We start from the raw sequence: 17,291 nt of genomic DNA, 5'->3' as shown, positions 1-17,291 counted from the left end.
CTAGTCGGAAAATGAGCATGCGATAGCAATCAGTATTTTACTACTGAGATCAATTTATCTACTTTTTGCTTGATGAAGCATAGAGATATTTCCTATCGTGAGGCGACATAGAAATCGTCGTTAGGCAGCAGTATAGGAAGTACCGCTCACCTAACAGAAGATTTGTCGCCTTTTCATTTTTGAAAAGTTCGACAGACTAACTCCACCAATATCTTAAAATATGAAAGAAGATGGGTGCAGAAAAGCAGATAGAATCAATCCGATCTAACATCCCACCATGACCATGAATCAACTGTCCCCAATCTTTGACACCACGGTCACGTTTGATGGCAGACATCACCAAACCACCGAAAAAGCCAAAGATACACACAACCAGTCCTATCAATGCAGCTTGTAGATAACTAAATGGAGTAAGCCATGCCATAGCAACACCTAAAGCTGTGGCTAAAACAATACCACCCACTAAGCCTTCAACTGTTTTTGATGGTGACAAGACAGGCGCAACCTTGTGCTTTCCAAAAAGCTTACCACAGACATATTGCAAAACATCGGATGCTTGAACGACCATAATCAGCCAGATTGCTAACCAAATCGGTTCACCTTTAAAACCATTTAGTTTTAAATTGAGTAATGCTGGAACATGGGAAATACAGAAAACACAAACCATGAGTCCCCATTGAATTTTAGAACTACGTTCAAGGAAGTGTTTGGTATCTTCTTGTTTTAAACTGGCAATCGGAATCAGTAAAAATACATAAAGTGGAATAAAAATTGAATATAAGCCGTACCAGTCGATATAGATCAAATAATATTGATAGGGAATAACAAAATAAAAGGCGATAAGTAAAGGAAAATAATCACCACGCCGTGTCGGCAATAGACTGGTAAATTCTCGTAGAGCAAACAGGGAAATAATCCCAAATAAGATAATAAATGCAGTTTGACCCAATAGGATTGCTGCGCCAATGACGATCAACATCACCCACCAAGCATTGATCCGTGCATTTAAATTATCAATCACTGATGAGGGTTTTTGCCCAGCTTTTTGCTTGAGAATAAAGCCCACACTAGATGCAAAAACTAAAATTCCCGCAAAAATACCAAATAAAAGATAGGTTTTATTCAGATTATCTAAAATCATTGATTCTCAACCTCTTTTAATTGTAATAGCTGCTTCTGTGCATAATCTATAAATGTGGCCTTGTCCATTTCTAAATGTTGTTCTAAAGGAAAGCCAAAGCATACGGTAGACAGTAAAGGCAAAGGAACAAAAGAACCTTTTGGCATGACACGTCTTAGATTTGAAATCCAAACAGGGACAATCTCAATCTCAGGAAATTGTTTATGTAAGTTATAGAGGCCACTTTTAAAAGGTAATAGCTCAAGATCATCATCGAGATTTCGAGTACCTTCAGGAAAGAAAATAATGGAATAACCCTGAGCAAGAGCGTCTTTCACAGGTTGTAAAGGGTCTGCATTATCTTCGCGATTACGTTGAATCGTGACACCATTAAAGGTGTCTTTAATTAAAAATTGTCTAAAACCATCTTTCAGCCAATAATCTGAAGCAGCAACAGGTTTAGTTTTACGACGCATCAGTTTGGGAAGTGAGGACCACAATAAGATAAAGTCGATATGACTATTGTGATTGGCATAGTAAATACGTTGTTTCATCTCAGGCTGACAACCAACCCACAAGCTACGAGCACCAGTTAAGAGTCGTGCGCCACGGCGTGTCAAAAATGCGATAAAGCGAGCAATAGAGTGTGATGCTAAATTTCCATTAGATGAATATAAGTGTTGAGTCTTTTGCTCTAAAGACGGTTTATTGTATGACTCTTTATCTTGTTCGGAACGTTGTTCAGGTAGTTGATTCATTCTCTAAGCCGATTGATATTGAAGCATTTTATTGTGGGGCAAGCTGTATAATAAGATGATTAAAGTATAAAATTCTACTTTTTAAGTGATTAAAATAAAAATATAACCAAACTTAGTTTTGAATAAAAAGTAAAAAGCTTGGTCTCCTTTTACAAATTTATCATTTCTATTTTTTGAATCATAGAAGAATTTTATAGCATTTCAAGATCTTCACTGCTGAGAAGCTGAGAATTTTCTTGATTTAAGATGATTAAAAGCATCATACGATAACAATTGAATATATCAGCTAAAACTGTATCAGTTGAGGTTAAAATCGCTTTAAATAATTCTAGAAATCAAAATCATTAAAACCAGATATTGTATCAATAATAAAGCAATTTGAAGTTTTAAAAGTTTAAAACATCCTGCAAAACGCTGTGACCAATCACGACCTGCTTTGGATGCGGGCATCAATTTCATACTCATTAGGGTTTGATCAAATTGCAGGGTTAAGTTTTCAATAGATTCAGTTTGGGATTCTCGTGCAATCATTTTAATGAGTTGAGCATCAAACTTAACTCTAAATGAGAGGTAGTGATGAAGCCCAGACAATAACAATGTAATGACAATGAACGTCCAAAACTCAAAGGATTGCCAGCCTTTAAACAGGATGGCAAAAATAGATAAGGCAAAAGCCAAATAACCTGAAAGTAATATAGCTGTGGTTGCAGACAGCAGTTGCGCAACCACATAAAAATTCATTTTCATGGCGCTAAACCTTTCAGTTTTAGATGGTAAATTTCTAATTCTTCAAGTTGAGCTTGTTTTAATACCACCCAAGGGCGAGCTTTACGAATAATGTTTACCATTTCATCAATATTGGCATCTTGGTTTTGTTGAATCAGCCAAGCAGTGAGTACAGCGCTACTTCTTGAATAACCTAAGGCACAAAAAATCAGAATATTTTGGGTAGAGCTTGGTTCAAGCTTTGACATCAAATCATTTAAGCGTGCTACGGCTAACTCAAGCTGATTGGCTTGTAATGGAATCAGATCTAGACTGAGATATTGCTGATATGCAGTTGCTTGATTTAAGGGTAACTCAGCAACACAATCAAATATTGCATTGTATTGGTGGTGATCTTGTTGTGTTGGAATTCTTCCAATATAGATTTTTTTAAGTTCATGTTGAATGATGAAAGAATCTTCGGGATGTTTTTTGGTCCAAACACGACTATTAAGCCAAGCAAAAATTAAATAAGGCGCAAGCAGTATTTGTGCCGCAACCGTCATTTTGCCATTTTCTTGTTTTTGAAAAAAATGTGGACGTACAAAACTATAGCTATGTGCAACGATAAACAGGCTCACAGCAGGGTAAATTAACCACAGTCCCCATGATCTAAACTCATAAGCTAAGATAAAGAAAATTACTGAACCACATAGATAATAACTGCCAAGCTTTAAATGTTTTGCTGTTAACAGTTGCAGTCCATCTTTTCTAAATGGGGATTTTACTGAAATTGGAAATAGCCATAAGCATAAAGCCCCAACCAGTATTCCTGTGGGAAGATCAATAAAATGATGCTGCCATGTGGTGAGTACAGAGATTCCAATCAGCACACACCAAAAATCGATCAAATATTTCCACATACCTTGTACATGGCGACGATAGAAATCCCAAAGGATAATCAACAGAACAATATGTAATGAGGGCGCTTGGTTAAAGGGGTTATCGAAGCCCATGAGGACATCAAACCATAGACCGAAAAAACCATCTAAAGGTGGGCGTTCAAAACTAAACTTTAAAGGAAACAGTAAGAAGCAACTAATCGAAATAACTTGCGCTAAAAATAGCCTAAGCGCTTGTTGTTTAAGCTCAAACTTGTTCCAACAAAGCAATAAGGAGAGACCATAAAACAGGTCAATTGACCAATACGGCACAATCGTCCAAGCCCAAAGTGGAATATGCTTTTCCCAAGCAAAGACAATACTTGGAACATCACTCAGACCTGATGCATATTGATTTGCAAAGCCATAAGTGAGGAAAAAGAAAGGCGCAAGAAAAACTAAGCAAAGTACGCCCCATTTCCATGTCCCAGTTTCTTTGATGAGTGTTTGCATAAAACATCCGTAGATTTTTATTCTATTTAAATTAAAAAATTGGTGACTTAGATTGATTTATATCAAGTCACCAACTGTGATAGCAGAAATTTTATAGCTTTTGTGCGACTGAGACGGTAAATATTCCAAACTCATCAATACATTGGTCGACCTTTTTAAAGCCAGCAGCTTCAACAAGTGCATCCATTTCCGCTTGAGAGCGTAAACGCATTACCCATGCATCACCTTCACGATGTGAGGTTAGTGCACGCGCAATAAATTCTTGTTGTGGGTGCCAAATTTGACCTGTATAAATCAAATAACCATCTTTAAGGATTGCTTTACTTAAGCCTTCAAGTGATTGACGTAGCAAATCATTGTCTGCAAATAACTCATATAAACCCGAAACCACGGCAAGTGATGGTTTTGGTTTAACAGAGGCCAAAGACTGTGTATCAAATGCATCCGCTTGAACAAATTCAGCGATGTCATTGAGTCCACGCGCTGCAATCATTTGCTGACCAGCTTGTACATTGATATCACTATAGTCACGCAATAAAATCGAATCTGGTCGTTTTGGTAGTTGAACCACAGCATCTAAAATATAACGCCCATGACCAGATGCAATATCCATAATTCTCAATGGCTTGCGTTTTTTAATCAGAATATCCGCATATTTCTGAACCAAATGTTCAATGTTCTGTTTGCGGACACGGATCCCACGCCAACCAATCGCATTTAAATACTGGCGGTCAATGATTTTGCCTATAGGATTGCTACTTTCAGATTGATTACGATAAACAAAATCTAAAGTACTTCCAGAGTCATAGCCTGTGTCTTCACCAATTTTTAAGCCTTTAGATAAATGGCTACCAATTTTTAGATTCTTTTTGGTGATTTCCCAAAATGCATTCTTCATTGATTTAGCGGGTAATGGTGAACTGAGATCTTCAGCAATAGCACAGCTTGGACCAATTTTGTCCGCATTTAAAACGTCTGGTGCTTGATATTCAACAGCAAAACATTGCTGGATAAATCGGCGTATTTTCTCTGTTGCTATATGACGATCTTTTTCACCTAAAGTATCGTGAAAGAAGCCATCTAAAATATGTAATTCTTTTTTAGGATGCGGAAGCTTTTGGTAAAAATCACGTTGCGGTTTTTGAAAAACCACAAAATCTGAACCTGAGCATAACACTTGAGTCGGCACAAAGATATTTTGTGAATCTGCAACAATTCGCTTAGAGGCATCATAAAGTCCAAGCAACATTCTCACCGAAATGGCTTTAGCAATTTTAGGATCAGTATCATAGCTTTGAGCACGTTCTTCATCATGGGTCAGCATTTTGGCTTTAACATAACTTTGGATGAAAAAATTACCGCGAATTTTTTCCATGACTCTTAAGCTAGGTTCAGCAAATGGCACATAAAGTTTAATGTCAAAAGCCGGGGACGCGAGACACAAGGCGCGAATTTTAGGCGCATAATCATGTACCCATGTTGCGGCCAATACCGCACCTACACTTTGTGCAACTACAGCAATATTCTTGGCATCGATACCATAGTTTTCTTCAATATGTTGGACAAAATATTGAATATCTTTTACACATGCTGAGAAGCTAGGTGCATCACCGCGTTCACCAGGGGAATCGCCGTGACCGCGGGCATCCCATGCAAAGAAATCAAAATCACTTAAATTGAGTTCCTTGACCAAATGTGCCATACGTCCTGAATGTTCATGTCCACGATGAAACAGAAGAATGGCTTTTTTTGTTTCGCTCGGTGAGTTGGTTGCCCAATGTTGATAAAACAATTCTGTTCCATCATGACTCTTAAAGGTGTGATGACTGTTGTTATACATACGAATTTACCCTAAATATGAAACTGTTTTATAAAGCTGTTTTTAAGCTATTTTTAATTCGGTTATAGATGGTTAAACTAAGCAGCAGACCAATTAAAATGAGTATGCCATTACAGATTAAGCCGAGAAGTTGTAAATTTGTAGTGAATAATGGCAAGGCGACAATCACGACTGTGATTAAACTAAACCAAAATGCACGGTCACTTTTTCCCATTGGGCCGTCATAACGACGTTCTTGCCCAATCAGTGGTGCCATTACACCAGTGTATTCACTTAGAATTGCAAGGAAAGCAATCAATAACAGTAATTTTGCATTGATAAAGCCAAAAGTAATCAAGCATAGATAGAGTGCTGTGTCCGAAATAACATCACACAACTCATTGTAAAATGCACCTAAGTTGGATTGTTGTTTAAATTCACGGGCAAGCATTCCATCGATGGCGTTGAAAGCCATTCGTAGCAGCATCCACAAGGGAAAGAGCAATAACCACCCATTTACAGCATGATTCAGATAATACTGGTATAGAAAAAAACTTAAACCGAGCGATATAAACATCGCTAATAATGTGACTTGATTTGCCGTGATTCCGATATTAAAAAGCTTTTGAACAAAAGGGCGCAGTAAGTTTTGAAATGCTGGTTTTAATTGATAGATTGATGGCATTGTTCTAGTAATATAAGGTATATGACAGGATTTTAATCAAGTTTTCCATGATTTTACAAGTATTAATTTTCATCATTTAAATTTGTATTGTTATTTTAAAATTTATATAAATAGTCCTATAATTCAAATGTATTCTTAATTTTGATCTTGTTTATTCTATGACGCCTGCTTGCAAAGTTTTAAAATCAAATAAAATTGAATTTTCAATTCATGAATATGAACATGATGTAAATGCAAAAAGTTTTGGCTTAGAGGCTGCTGAAAAATTAGGTTTAAGTGTTGAAGAAGTGTTTAAAACTTTGATGGTGACAAATGATAAAAACTATTTTGTTGCCATTCTTTCAGTGAACCATCAATTAAATTTAAAGAAAGTGGCGAGTGCCTTTGCTTGTAAAAAACTACATATGGCTGATCCTAAAGATGCAGAGCGTTTAACTGGATATTTAGTCGGTGGAATCAGTCCTGTAGGTCAAAAAAAGCGTTTAAAAACGGTGATTTGTGAAAGTGCTCAGCAGTTAACTAAAATGTATGTTAGTGGTGGGAAAAGGGGCTTGGATATTGGGGTTAATCCACAAGATTTAGCTAAGGTTTTGGGTGCGAATTTTGCTGATATTATTGATGAATAAGCAGTGCTTTTAGAGTTAAATTTAAAAGACCTGTTATTCACTATATTAGTCATAAAAATATTGCCTCCACTAAGGCAATATAACTGAAAATTAAAGACAAAGATTACAGTCATTCATTCAAGATATGAACCACCTTTGCGGTGGTTTTTATTGCATAGATGAAAGTGGAACAAAATTAAGTAAGCAAAACAGCTGGTAGTTTTAAAACCTAAATAATCTTTTCCATATTCATCAGATTTTGGACTAATAAGCCAAAATCTCACATTTCTAGCTAGCAGCGACACACGTTATTTCAACGTTATGCCTGATTGCTGAGTGGTATCTGTGCGAATAGCATCATCAGATTGATCATAGCGAGATTGGCACACCTGAATGGTGTCCATATTCTCGACGGTCCAGTCGTAGAGCGCGTTAAAAGGCAATTTGAGTGATTGACCAAGTGGCGTCAAGGCATATTCCACGCCTAGCGTTTTCCCATCTATAACGGTGCGTGTCAGCATACCATTGCGTTCTAACTTGCGAAGTGTCTGTGTCAATACACGTTGGGTAATACCATCAAGGCGCCGTTTGATGGCGTTGAAGCGACGTGGTTCATGTAACACCATCAAAACCAGCATTGACCATTTATCTGCGATTTGATCGAGAATGGCACGGCTTGGGCAGTCGGCACGGTAGATTGGATCGTGATCAGAGTTCATAGGTATGCTCCAAGATACTTAGGATGCTTAAGGTGCGTAATTGACACTAAGTATACATAAGATACCATGATTGCACACAGCTAAAATCAAGGGTATATGATGACCATTCCAACTTATTCCACACTTCACATTGAGTATGATCGAGGCGTGGCGACTGTCAGTATTAACAATCCACCAGTTAATGTATTGGATGTTGCTTTGATGAGTGATATTCGAGCTTTTCTCACTCAGGTACGTGATGACCCACAAACACGTGTAATCGTGTTCCAAAGCGCCGATCCTGAGTTTTTCATCGCTCATGTAGACATGACCTTAATTGATGAGCCAAATGCTTTTGACCAGTTCGCAAAAGATCTACCTAATGGATTGAATCCATTTCAGGCTTTAGGAGAGATGATTCAGGCACAGCCGCAAGTGACGATTGTTAAGCTCGAAGGCTTGGCGCGTGGTGGCGGTGCTGAATTTGTAGCAGCAGTGGATATGGCATTTGCTGCTATTGGGCGTGCTGGCCTCGCCCAATGTGAGGCATTGATGGGGATTATTCCTGGTGGTGGTGGTACTCAATATCTTTCACAGCGTATGACACGGGGGCGTGCATTAGAGGTAATTCTTGGTGCTGAGCTGATTGACGCTTTGCTAGCCGAACGATATGGCTGGGTAAATCGTGCGCTTCCGGCAAATGAGTTAGACGCTTTTGTTCATCGCATCGCCACAAATATTGCAGCTTTACCTGAAGGAGTCATCGCAGCTGCAAAGAAAGCAATCCCACCAGCGGATTTAAGCGAAGGCTTCCTTCGAGAGCACAAAGCATGGGCTGGACTGTTTGCGCGTCCTGCTGCTGAAAAACTCATTCATGGCGGCTTGCAGACAGGTGCTCAAACAAAAGTAGGCGAACAGGATTTAGAGCAGCTACTCCGCGATTTATCTGCATCATGAGGTCTTGCTGCTGTCTAATATTCTGCTCTAGCTTATTCCTGAGGTTGCCCCCACTTTTTAAGACTAATACAGTTTATGCAATTGAGAGGCGATGACAATAGTTTGAAGTATTGACCATCTATAGGGAATAAGCCATATTTTTGCTACAGTGAACCAAATTAAGATCATCTATTTACTAGGCCTCGCATTTGCGGGGTTTTTAATGCTGAATAAAAGGAAAACTTGATGGAATTGCCCAATATTATTCAACAATTTATTGGAAACAGCGTTTTAGAGCCAAATAAAATTGGTCAGTCGCCATCGGATGTTTATTCTTTTAATCGAAATAATGAAACTTTTTTTCTGAAGCGATCTAGCACTTTATATACAGAGACCACATACAGTGTCTCTCGCGAAGCGAAAATGTTGAGTTGGCTCTCTGAGAAATTAAAGGTGCCTGAACTCATCATGACTTTTCAGGATGAGCAGTTTGAATTCATGATCACTAAAGCGATCAATGCAAAACCAATTTCAGCGCTTTTTTTAACAGACCAAGAATTGCTTGCTATCTATAAGGAGGCACTCAATCTTTTAAATTCAGTTGCTATTATTGATTGTCCATTTATTTCAAACATTGATCATCGGTTAAAAGAGTCAAAATTTTTTATTGATAACCAACTCCTTGACGATATAGATCAAGATGATTTTGACGCTGAATTATGGGGAGACCATAGAACTTACCTAAGTCTATGGAATGAGTTAACTGAGACTCGTGTTGAAGAAAGATTGGTTTTTTCTCATGGCGATATCACGGATAGTAATATTTTTATAGATAAATTCAATGAAATTTACTTTTTAGATCTTGGCCGTGCTGGGTTAGCAGATGAATTTGTAGATATATCCTTTGTTGAACGTTGCCTAAGAGAGGATGCATCGGAGGAAACTGCTAAAATATTTTTAAAGCATTTAAAAAATGATAGACCTGACAAAAGGAATTATTTTTTAAAACTTGATGAATTGAATTGATTCCAAGCATTTTCTAAAAATACTTAATTGTCATTTTACGTCGCTAAATTTTAAATAAATAAGTGAAGAGCGTTAGTGGAACCACTGATTTAAAGTTTTATATCACCAATAAATCTAAATTTTGGTTTTTAAAATGAACTTATTTAAAATAGCTAAAACTGTTTATTAGCTTAACTTGTGATTTAAGTTTTTTTGAATATAAAATTGTTAATTTATTGGCTTTACAAGTTTATTTAAATTTCATCGTGCAACATTTTTAACCAATTTTATTATCGATGGTATTTTTTTGTCTGCTTTTCTTTTCCTAGTCTTTTATCTATCTGTCAGCCATATAGTATTTTATTAAATTCTTATGGGAAATGACGAATGTTAAATTATCTTAAGAGCTTTAATAATATCAATACTTATTTGATTTTATCGATAATTCTGCTGTTAATCATAATATCTCTAGATTATTTCTAAACTGAATGAATGTTTATAATGAGTGATTCATATTGCTATTGAAATCGCCTTCTCAGTTTGAAAGAAGGCGAGGATGTGGGACTTTTATGTTGAATTATCATTTTAAAAATACCTTATAAAAGAAGCCTAATGTGTTTTCTTATATAGGTTTAAACGTAATTGTTGTATATCTTAAATCCAATTGATCTTATAATTTTCCTTTATTTTTTTGTATTGTTTTGCAGGTTTAAAAGTGAAAATTTCTAAAGGATTATTGAGTCTCATCAGCTATGCTTGTTTAATCATCAGTTTTCCAGTGATTGCTAAAACCAACACAAGTTTAGTTTCACCTAAAAAAGGTGTGATTTGTGATCAATATATCTGTGTAAATAACAAAGGTGTATCAAAATCACTTACGGCTCAATATTTAGGAACCCAAAAAGCGAATAAAGTTTTCTCACAAGGCGATTTTGATCACTCTGCATTTACTTTCTCAAATGGGGTGTTCTGCGATACAAATACAAAACGATGCCATGTAGATCGATATTTTAACAATGGACATCGAAGTAAAGTTGATCAAAAGATAACAGATCAGCTTTTTAATAATAAGTAATTCTTTGCCATAAATCGGCTAAAGAGCTCACTCGCAGATGGGCTTTTTGATTGATCTTAAAATTTTTAGAATGCTGTGTTCTATTAAATAAGATTGTATAAATCTATATACATGTTAAAAATTACCAATAGATTTATTAAATCATTCCTTCTTCCCCCTCTGAATTGGAATTTTAATTTGTCTAACAAACCCTTCAATCGAAGGGTTTGTTTTATAAAAATTATGAATTTCGTCATTTCATCAATTACTTATGTTTTTTGTAAAATAATTTATATTTTTGTTTAAAAGTGTGACTTGTTTTGCTAAATTTCGCTTGGATTTATTGAACAGAAAAGTAATGAACATGAATAAATATTTTGCAGAATTTATTGGAACATTTTGGCTGGTCTTTGGAGGGTGTGGTAGTGCTGTACTTGCTGCAGCATTTCCAGAATTGGGTATCGGTTTTGTCGGTGTTGCACTCGCGTTTGGTCTCACTGTACTGACTGGTGCTTACGCATTAGGTCATATTTCAGGTGGACATTTCAATCCCGCAGTAAGTATAGGTTTATGGGTTGGCGGTCGTTTTAATGCAAAAGACTTAGCACCATACATCATTGCTCAAGTCGTAGGTGGTATCTTCGCGGCATTTATATTGTATTTGATTGTACAAGGTCAAGCAGGATTCACTGGTACAGGTGGATTTGCAACAAATGGTTTTGGTGACTTATCGCCTGGAAAATATTCTTTGCTTTCTGCACTAATAATTGAGATTGTCTTAACTGCTATTTTCTTAATTGTAATTCTCGGTTCTACAGATAAACGTGCACCAGCTGGTTTTGCACCTATTGCTATTGGTTTGGCATTAACTTTGATCCATTTAATCAGTATTCCTGTCACCAATACTTCGGTCAATCCTGCACGTAGTACAGCAGTGGCTTTGTTTGCTGAAACGGCTGCACTGAGTCAACTATGGCTTTTCTGGGTTGCTCCAATTGTTGGCGCTGTGATTGGCGCTTTAATTTATAAGTGTTTTGAGCAAAAAAATAGCCAATAGCGTTAAAGATCTTTCATAAATCAAAAAATGATCATGTGGAGTGAATCATATTGGTATTGAAAGTTCTTTCTCCCTTTGGGAGAAGGCTAGGATGAGGGTGCTTTTATGTTGATTAATGGTTTTAAAAAGGACTTATGAAAGAAGTCTATTATCAATGTGCCTAACTCTAGACAACATTATAAAAACCTCCCTCGGGAGGTTTTTTTATGGCTGAGATTAGACTTAAATAATTGAAACTTCAGCTAATATTTTTTGAGCTGTTTCATCGCCATTTAAATATGCGCCATGAACCGTACCCGCATATTTCAAGCTACAATGTTCACCAGCAAAGAAGATTTTTTCTTGAATTGGTTGATGAAACACTTTAACAATATCCTCACTGTGCTTTAGTGAGGGAAAACTAAAAGAACCATAGCTATAAGGGTCGGCGCCCCAACGTGTAACGATGAGTTTTTTAGGTGTATGGGGAATATTGTTAAATTGTTTCTGCAAGTTACTAAAAATAAACTTTGATATTTCATTATCCGCTGAATTATCAATAAACTCAGATTGCTTTCCTCCAAACAGCATTAAATAAATTGGCTTTTTATAAATTCCAGATAAGTCTAGAATATTAAAACAACCAAGCTCATTCCAATAGAAATCACTTATCTTGTCTATCTGTATTTTGGATCTAAAAGAAAGTGGTTGTTCTAATTCAAAAAATACTTTATTGAAGGATCCAAATCCAATATCTTGAATAGATTGAGTATAGTGATGAGGCAATGGAGGATAAAACGCGATATGATTTTTCTTTAAAACTCCAAGTGGGACAGTAACCACTACACGGGAACCTATGTAAAAATTATCATTGGAATCAATAATTTTGACATAATCATTTTCACAGATGATTTTTTTTACATCAACATTGAATTGAATGTCGATTTTTTTTGAAAGCACGTCTATAACTTGGGCATAGCCATTGGGAAAAATAACTTCATCACCATCAAAATAACCTTTGTAATTTTTGTAATTTGATGAAAGTAGCTCAAGATTTGTCGCAAATGGGTCATTTGCTATTCGATTGAAAAAGTTAAATAATAATTGTTTAAGATAATCTTCTGAAAATGTATTACCTGAATAATGTAAAGAAGAAATTATTTCTTCAGTCGCCTTGAGGGCAGATTGCGTTTGTGTTTGAGAAAGTTGCTTTTCTATTTCCTCTACATAAGATTCAAACTCTTGGACTTCTTTGTCAGAAAATAACAACCCATTTTCATGAAAATATTGCGATTTGTCATAGTTAAATACAGTTGTTGCTATATGATTCTTTAGGGTAATTTCCCAGATCGGATTAGCTTCAACGCCATGAATCCATGATGCACCTAAATCAAAAACATCAGCATCAGATTGCAATGAATCTATGCGCCCACCTGTGCGAGACCTCGCTTCGAGTATGGTAACTTTTTTACCATTTTCTTGTAATTTTTTAGCGCATGCGATTCCTGCTATCCCAGCACCAATAATAATAACCGGTAAATTAATATCGCTATGTTCCAACATAAAAATTTATAGCTCAGTTTTGTATCTAAAATTAAGATAATACATCTTATACTTCTCAGATAAAATTATTTGATTTTTATTTTAAAAAAAAACAATAAATTATATTTTATCACATTGATTAAAGGTTCTTTAGAATGGCTGAAACTGTTGAATAATAATCTTATAATATGAGCTTTTTTGTTTTCGATAAAAGCGCCAAGTAGGATGAAATTAAAGCCATGCTTATGCGACCAATGCGTGCTCGCAATGGCCGCTATTTAAAAATAAATGCTATTTAATTTATTGAATTTAAATGTTTTTTATGAATATTGATCGTTTTTAATATTATTTCCCTCTAGCTAAATATATTCATAACTTTACAATTTTGGTACTGATCAATATTTAAAATATTTTTATAGGAATATGTGGTGAGTAGGCGGCGTAATCAAACAGGAATGAGTTCTTTTAATTTATCTAAAAAGTATGATTGAAAACTACACTTGATTCTACTAAAATAAAAAAACTTCATTGGGGAGTAGCCGCTTTTTACCTCAGGTAAAAAGGTGATGGTCAACATAATTGCTTAAACTAGCATGGTCATCATAGCAAAGAACCAAATGATCCTCCGATCATAGATTTCTTTTTGTTGGCAAGACCTTTGATTTATGACTCTGCTATGGCTAGCAAGAGTAATAAATCATTGGTAATTATTGCTAGCCAGAGAAATTATTATGATATCTGCTTTCCTAATCTCTCTTGCTGTAGTTGCTTTATCTGAAATGGGAGATAAGACCCAATTACTGGCACTACTGCTTTCTGCACGATTCCGAAAACCTATTCCTATTCTTATCGCTATTTTTCTCGCGACACTGGTAAATCATGGTGTTTCTGCCGTACTCGGACAGTGGATTACGACTGTTCTTAGTCCAACTGTCTTATTGTGGATTGTTTCTCTAGGATTTATTGGGATGGCCGTATGGATGTTAATCCCAGATAAGCTAGATGATGAATCTGGAAGTATCGATAAGTGGCAAAAATACGGTGTCTTTGGCGCAACCTTTGTGCTTTTCTTTTTGGCAGAAATTGGTGATAAAACTCAAATAGCGACTGTGGCATTAGCTGCTCGTTTTGACAGTATCGGCTGGGTAACTGTAGGTACCACCTTAGGAATAATGTTGGTGAATGCTCCAGCCGTATTTATTGGTAATAAACTTGCAGAAAAGCTTCCAATTTCACTCATTCATAAAATTGGCGCACTTGTCTTTTTAATTATTGGTGTTGTTGCACTTATTCAACATTACATTTTCTAATGACAATGAAGCGATTTAACCGAATACCAGTAAGCTGGCAACGCATGTTTTTTATACCGTATCTACTTGTACTACCACTGATCACTTTACTGTTATTAGGTTTAGCTGGGAGTTGGTCGGATAGTGTTCGTTTGGCCTTTTTATCACTACCAGGGTGTTGGTTGTGTTTTCAAGCCACAAAAAAACCAAATTTATTTTGGAAATTATTTTCAATCATTTGGTGGTTTATTTTTATATTTCATACCAGCTTACTCTCAGTAAGTTGGTTGTTGTTCAATAGTGACGCTGAAGCATATTCAATTATTGAATCTATCGCGAATACAACATTGAATGAAAGTTTAGAATTTTTTCAACTGCATCTTGGCTTTTTTATTCTATTTGTTGGCTTGATTTTAAGCGCTTTGATTTTATATTTTTTTATTTTATTTAAATATTTTAATACGCATGAGTTCCATGATCAGAAAGTACATCGATTAGGACGTTATGCTATAGGTTTGTTATTTCTACTGTGTACTGCCAGCTATGCGATTAAGCCTTCAATTGCTTTACATCCATTGCCATTTTGGTATGGATACTATGGCAAAATTCAAGATTTCAAACAGCGTATTCTACAGCATGATCAGATACATAAAGAATGGACATTGAATGCAGAACAGCGCTTAGATTTTAGTGGTCAATTGAATAAAAGGCAGACACATACCATAGTTTTAACTGACAGCATTACCAGTTTTAATTTTGGATTATGTGGCTATCCACGAAATACAACACCTGAGTTAACTCAACGGAGTGAACAATTCAAAGTCTTTTGTCGTGGATACTCACCAGCATCTTCTACTATTCAATCTTTACGTTATTTATTTAATGATGGTACGCGAAATGCAATGGATGATCATGCACCTGAAAATATTATGGCATACGCTAAGGCTGCAGGTTTTAAAGTTTATTGGATTAGTAACCAAGATGATGTTTATATCTCTTCACTTTTTGCCTCATTTGCAGATGAAGCTGTTTTTATCAATAAAAAGTCAGGTCGTAGTAGCACGTCATTAGATGAAAATATTCTGCCCGCTTATAAAATTGCATTGGATGACCCAGATCCTCGTAAGTTGATTATTCTGCATCTCATTGGTTCACATCCAAATTATAAGTTGCGCTACCCAGAACAATTTTCTAAGTTTAATGATTCTAGCAATGATGAGGTTGAAAAAAAACTTGAACGAAATGAGATCAATCACTTAATTCAGTTAAAACGCAATGAATACGATAACAGCATACTTTACCAAGACTGGGTTGTTGCAAAGTTATTCGATCTTTTAATTTCCACACAATCTGATTTTAGATCTTTTACCTTTTTATCGGATCATGGTAATGAAGTAGGGCATGCTAAAAACTATGCTGGGCATAGTGCAAATACTGAAGCTGGCTACCGTATTCCAATTATTATTTGGTATGATCATATGCCGACTAAAGGAATAGTCAGTGAAAAACCAATTGATGCCAGTGACCTAGATCGATATGTATTACACCTCATGGGTGCTCATGATCGATTGGATCGTAAAGAAAAATTGTGTTGGTTAGATCAAACTTGTAATTTTGTACCTCAGTTACTTTGGCATTCACCAAAATAAACAAGCGATATTATATTAGCTTTGGACAAAAATTTTTGCTAAATCGTATCGCTCTGATTGATTGGGTCAGATTTGCTTCGACAAGATCTAGATGAAATAGCATTTTAAAGAAGCGACACAATTCACGGATATCGTTAAATCTACTTTTTATTTTTCCATTAGAAATATCACAATAAATCAGTAAATAAGCCTTAGATTAAAATCTGCTAGTGAAGTTATAGATCGATAAAACTTGCTAAATAATCTCTTAAAATGAAAATTTCGATGAAATTTCTCAATTCTAAATGAGAATATTATCATTTATTACAATTAAAAATTTTAAAATATAAACCATAAGAAAAAGACCAATTCATCATAAATCTTCACAGAATCATAGTGTTAAACCTGCATAGACAAGCAGGGTGTAACATTGCATTCTCAAATGCGAATGATTATCATTATTTTTGTGTTAAGCAGAGCTACACGATCCAAGAAAAACATAAATCAAATTTCTAGATCTTTTTAGTGCAGTAAAAAGTCTTGTACAGAGGATATGGTCAGATGAAAGAGCTTGCCAGCCGATTGGCGATGCAGCACCTAATCAATGCATACTCACAAGAAACAGGAAGTAGAATTTTACTGGAGAAATATCAGCAAAACTCTACACAACTTGCGTTTAGCCAAGGCTTGACCTTGTTAATGATTCCATTGGAATCCATCCAATCCCAATTATATGTACCACTTTCATATAGAAGTCTTGTAGGGCGGCATCGAATAGATAAATTGCCGCAGATTTTTAATAAAGGACAAGCGCAAAGGTTTAGTCCAATTGCGATTTCTAAATGGCTAAACTGGTCGTTAACACAGCTTTTAATGGTTGGATTAAGCTCAATGCTGATTGGGCTGATCTTGTCAATCTATACCCAGCAGATCGTGATTTTTCAGTTAGCTTATGTGTTTTATGGTATCGCTGTGGCATGTCTAATGCCGGCATTTACCACAGGTGCATCACAATCA

At 35.8% G+C, this 17,291-nt stretch carries 15 protein-coding genes, 1 pseudogene and 1 riboswitch; of the genes and pseudogenes, 8 read left to right on the top strand and 8 right to left on the bottom strand.

Annotation, left to right across the window (positions count from 1 at the left end; genetic code table 11):
- Positions 1 to 196: 196 nt before the first annotated feature.
- From M2R48_RS11095 to M2R48_RS11070, 6 genes are all read right to left on the bottom strand, one after another.
- The gene (locus tag M2R48_RS11095; protein ID WP_004719987.1) at positions 197 to 1,141 is read right to left on the bottom strand and encodes a phosphatidate cytidylyltransferase; all 945 of its coding nucleotides are present in this window, start codon (positions 1,139 to 1,141) and stop codon (positions 197 to 199) included.
- Positions 1,138 to 1,878 carry a lysophospholipid acyltransferase family protein gene (locus M2R48_RS11090; protein WP_262086148.1) on the bottom strand — a complete coding sequence of 247 codons (741 nt, stop codon included), beginning with the start codon at positions 1,876 to 1,878 and terminating at the stop codon, positions 1,138 to 1,140. The genes M2R48_RS11095 and M2R48_RS11090 overlap by 4 nt, the downstream gene beginning before the upstream one ends.
- 318 nt (positions 1,879 to 2,196) lie before the next feature.
- Positions 2,197 to 2,625: a hypothetical protein gene (locus M2R48_RS11085; RefSeq protein WP_056511452.1), complete on the bottom strand. Its 429-nt coding sequence runs from the start codon at positions 2,623 to 2,625 to the stop codon at positions 2,197 to 2,199.
- Complete coding sequence (locus tag M2R48_RS11080; RefSeq protein WP_262086147.1) at positions 2,622 to 3,977, bottom strand: phosphatase PAP2/dual specificity phosphatase family protein; 1,356 nt, start codon at positions 3,975 to 3,977, stop codon at positions 2,622 to 2,624. Before M2R48_RS11080 ends, M2R48_RS11085 begins: the two co-directional genes overlap by 4 nt.
- 91 nt (positions 3,978 to 4,068) lie before the next feature.
- On the bottom strand, positions 4,069 to 5,817 hold the full coding sequence (locus tag M2R48_RS11075; RefSeq protein ID WP_262086146.1) for a bifunctional alpha/beta hydrolase/class I SAM-dependent methyltransferase: 1,749 nt from the start codon (positions 5,815 to 5,817) through the stop codon (positions 4,069 to 4,071).
- A 28-nt stretch (positions 5,818 to 5,845) separates the two neighbouring features.
- Positions 5,846 to 6,481, bottom strand: coding sequence for a CDP-alcohol phosphatidyltransferase family protein (locus tag M2R48_RS11070; RefSeq protein WP_262086145.1), 636 nt, complete (start codon positions 6,479 to 6,481; stop codon positions 5,846 to 5,848).
- Between the two features lie 158 nt (positions 6,482 to 6,639).
- Here M2R48_RS11070 and ybaK point away from each other — a divergent pair, with 158 nt between their 5' ends.
- Positions 6,640 to 7,107: a Cys-tRNA(Pro) deacylase gene (gene ybaK, locus M2R48_RS11065; RefSeq protein WP_262086143.1), complete on the top strand. Its 468-nt coding sequence runs from the start codon at positions 6,640 to 6,642 to the stop codon at positions 7,105 to 7,107.
- A 287-nt stretch (positions 7,108 to 7,394) separates the two neighbouring features.
- Here the strand turns inward: ybaK and M2R48_RS11060 are convergent, their stop codons facing one another.
- On the bottom strand, positions 7,395 to 7,805 hold the full coding sequence (locus tag M2R48_RS11060) for a winged helix-turn-helix transcriptional regulator (RefSeq protein WP_262086142.1): 411 nt from the start codon (positions 7,803 to 7,805) through the stop codon (positions 7,395 to 7,397).
- Positions 7,806 to 7,901: 96 nt separating this feature from the next.
- Here M2R48_RS11060 and M2R48_RS11055 point away from each other — a divergent pair, with 96 nt between their 5' ends.
- The 4 genes from M2R48_RS11055 to aqpZ all read left to right on the top strand — a co-directional run bounded on the left by M2R48_RS11055 (position 7,902) and on the right by aqpZ (position 11,836).
- Positions 7,902 to 8,741, top strand: a complete 840-nt coding sequence (locus tag M2R48_RS11055; RefSeq protein ID WP_262086141.1) for an enoyl-CoA hydratase/isomerase family protein — start codon at positions 7,902 to 7,904, stop codon at positions 8,739 to 8,741.
- A gap of 225 nt (positions 8,742 to 8,966) precedes the next feature.
- Positions 8,967 to 9,746, top strand: coding sequence for an APH(3')-VI family aminoglycoside O-phosphotransferase (locus tag M2R48_RS11050; RefSeq protein ID WP_075594633.1), 780 nt, complete (start codon positions 8,967 to 8,969; stop codon positions 9,744 to 9,746).
- A gap of 724 nt (positions 9,747 to 10,470) precedes the next feature.
- On the top strand, positions 10,471 to 10,800 hold the full coding sequence (locus M2R48_RS11045) for a YcgJ family protein (RefSeq protein ID WP_410004178.1): 330 nt from the start codon (positions 10,471 to 10,473) through the stop codon (positions 10,798 to 10,800).
- A 343-nt stretch (positions 10,801 to 11,143) separates the two neighbouring features.
- Complete coding sequence (gene aqpZ / locus M2R48_RS11040; RefSeq protein ID WP_262086140.1) at positions 11,144 to 11,836, top strand: aquaporin Z; 693 nt, start codon at positions 11,144 to 11,146, stop codon at positions 11,834 to 11,836.
- Between the two features lie 222 nt (positions 11,837 to 12,058).
- Here aqpZ and M2R48_RS11035 read toward each other — a convergent pair whose 3' ends face one another.
- The gene (locus M2R48_RS11035; protein ID WP_262086139.1) at positions 12,059 to 13,378 is read right to left on the bottom strand and encodes an NAD(P)/FAD-dependent oxidoreductase; all 1,320 of its coding nucleotides are present in this window, start codon (positions 13,376 to 13,378) and stop codon (positions 12,059 to 12,061) included.
- Positions 13,379 to 13,875: 497 nt separating this feature from the next.
- Positions 13,876 to 14,020, top strand: a riboswitch (yybP-ykoY riboswitch).
- Between the two features lie 71 nt (positions 14,021 to 14,091).
- On the opposite strand from M2R48_RS11035, the gene M2R48_RS11030 reads away from it, so the two are divergent.
- The 3 genes and pseudogenes from M2R48_RS11030 to M2R48_RS11020 form a co-directional block, all read left to right on the top strand.
- Complete coding sequence (locus tag M2R48_RS11030; RefSeq protein ID WP_262087486.1) at positions 14,092 to 14,667, top strand: TMEM165/GDT1 family protein; 576 nt, start codon at positions 14,092 to 14,094, stop codon at positions 14,665 to 14,667.
- 5 nt (positions 14,668 to 14,672) lie between these two features.
- Positions 14,673 to 16,295, top strand: a complete 1,623-nt coding sequence (locus M2R48_RS11025) for a phosphoethanolamine transferase (RefSeq protein ID WP_315972856.1) — start codon at positions 14,673 to 14,675, stop codon at positions 16,293 to 16,295.
- A 540-nt stretch (positions 16,296 to 16,835) separates the two neighbouring features.
- Positions 16,836 to 17,111, top strand: a pseudogene (locus M2R48_RS11020) (siderophore biosynthesis protein); the annotation flags it as partial.
- Between the last annotated feature and the right edge of the window lie 180 nt (positions 17,112 to 17,291).

The sequence above is a fragment of the Acinetobacter sp. I-MWF genome (assembly GCF_025433935.1).
In the GTDB taxonomy this organism is placed as follows: domain Bacteria; phylum Pseudomonadota; class Gammaproteobacteria; order Pseudomonadales; family Moraxellaceae; genus Acinetobacter; species Acinetobacter guillouiae.
The sequence above is the reverse complement of the archived record's forward strand: the minus strand, read 5'-3'. Positions and strand labels throughout refer to the sequence as shown.

What these genes read in the sequence shown, in the direction of transcription:
- M2R48_RS11095 (WP_004719987.1), bottom strand. Translation starts at nt 1,141, where the DNA reads ATGATTTTAGATAATCTGAATAAAACCTATCTTTTATTTGGTATTTTT.
- M2R48_RS11090 (WP_262086148.1), bottom strand. Translation starts at nt 1,878, where the DNA reads ATGAATCAACTACCTGAACAACGTTCCGAACAAGATAAAGAGTCATAC.
- M2R48_RS11085 (WP_056511452.1), bottom strand. Translation starts at nt 2,625, where the DNA reads ATGAAAATGAATTTTTATGTGGTTGCGCAACTGCTGTCTGCAACCACA.
- M2R48_RS11080 (WP_262086147.1), bottom strand. Translation starts at nt 3,977, where the DNA reads ATGCAAACACTCATCAAAGAAACTGGGACATGGAAATGGGGCGTACTT.
- M2R48_RS11075 (WP_262086146.1), bottom strand. Translation starts at nt 5,817, where the DNA reads ATGTATAACAACAGTCATCACACCTTTAAGAGTCATGATGGAACAGAA.
- M2R48_RS11070 (WP_262086145.1), bottom strand. Translation starts at nt 6,481, where the DNA reads ATGCCATCAATCTATCAATTAAAACCAGCATTTCAAAACTTACTGCGC.
- ybaK (WP_262086143.1), top strand. Translation starts at nt 6,640, where the DNA reads ATGACGCCTGCTTGCAAAGTTTTAAAATCAAATAAAATTGAATTTTCA.
- M2R48_RS11060 (WP_262086142.1), bottom strand. Translation starts at nt 7,805, where the DNA reads ATGAACTCTGATCACGATCCAATCTACCGTGCCGACTGCCCAAGCCGT.
- M2R48_RS11055 (WP_262086141.1), top strand. Translation starts at nt 7,902, where the DNA reads ATGATGACCATTCCAACTTATTCCACACTTCACATTGAGTATGATCGA.
- M2R48_RS11050 (WP_075594633.1), top strand. Translation starts at nt 8,967, where the DNA reads ATGGAATTGCCCAATATTATTCAACAATTTATTGGAAACAGCGTTTTA.
- aqpZ (WP_262086140.1), top strand. Translation starts at nt 11,144, where the DNA reads ATGAATAAATATTTTGCAGAATTTATTGGAACATTTTGGCTGGTCTTT.
- M2R48_RS11035 (WP_262086139.1), bottom strand. Translation starts at nt 13,378, where the DNA reads ATGTTGGAACATAGCGATATTAATTTACCGGTTATTATTATTGGTGCT.
- M2R48_RS11025 (WP_315972856.1), top strand. Translation starts at nt 14,673, where the DNA reads ATGAAGCGATTTAACCGAATACCAGTAAGCTGGCAACGCATGTTTTTT.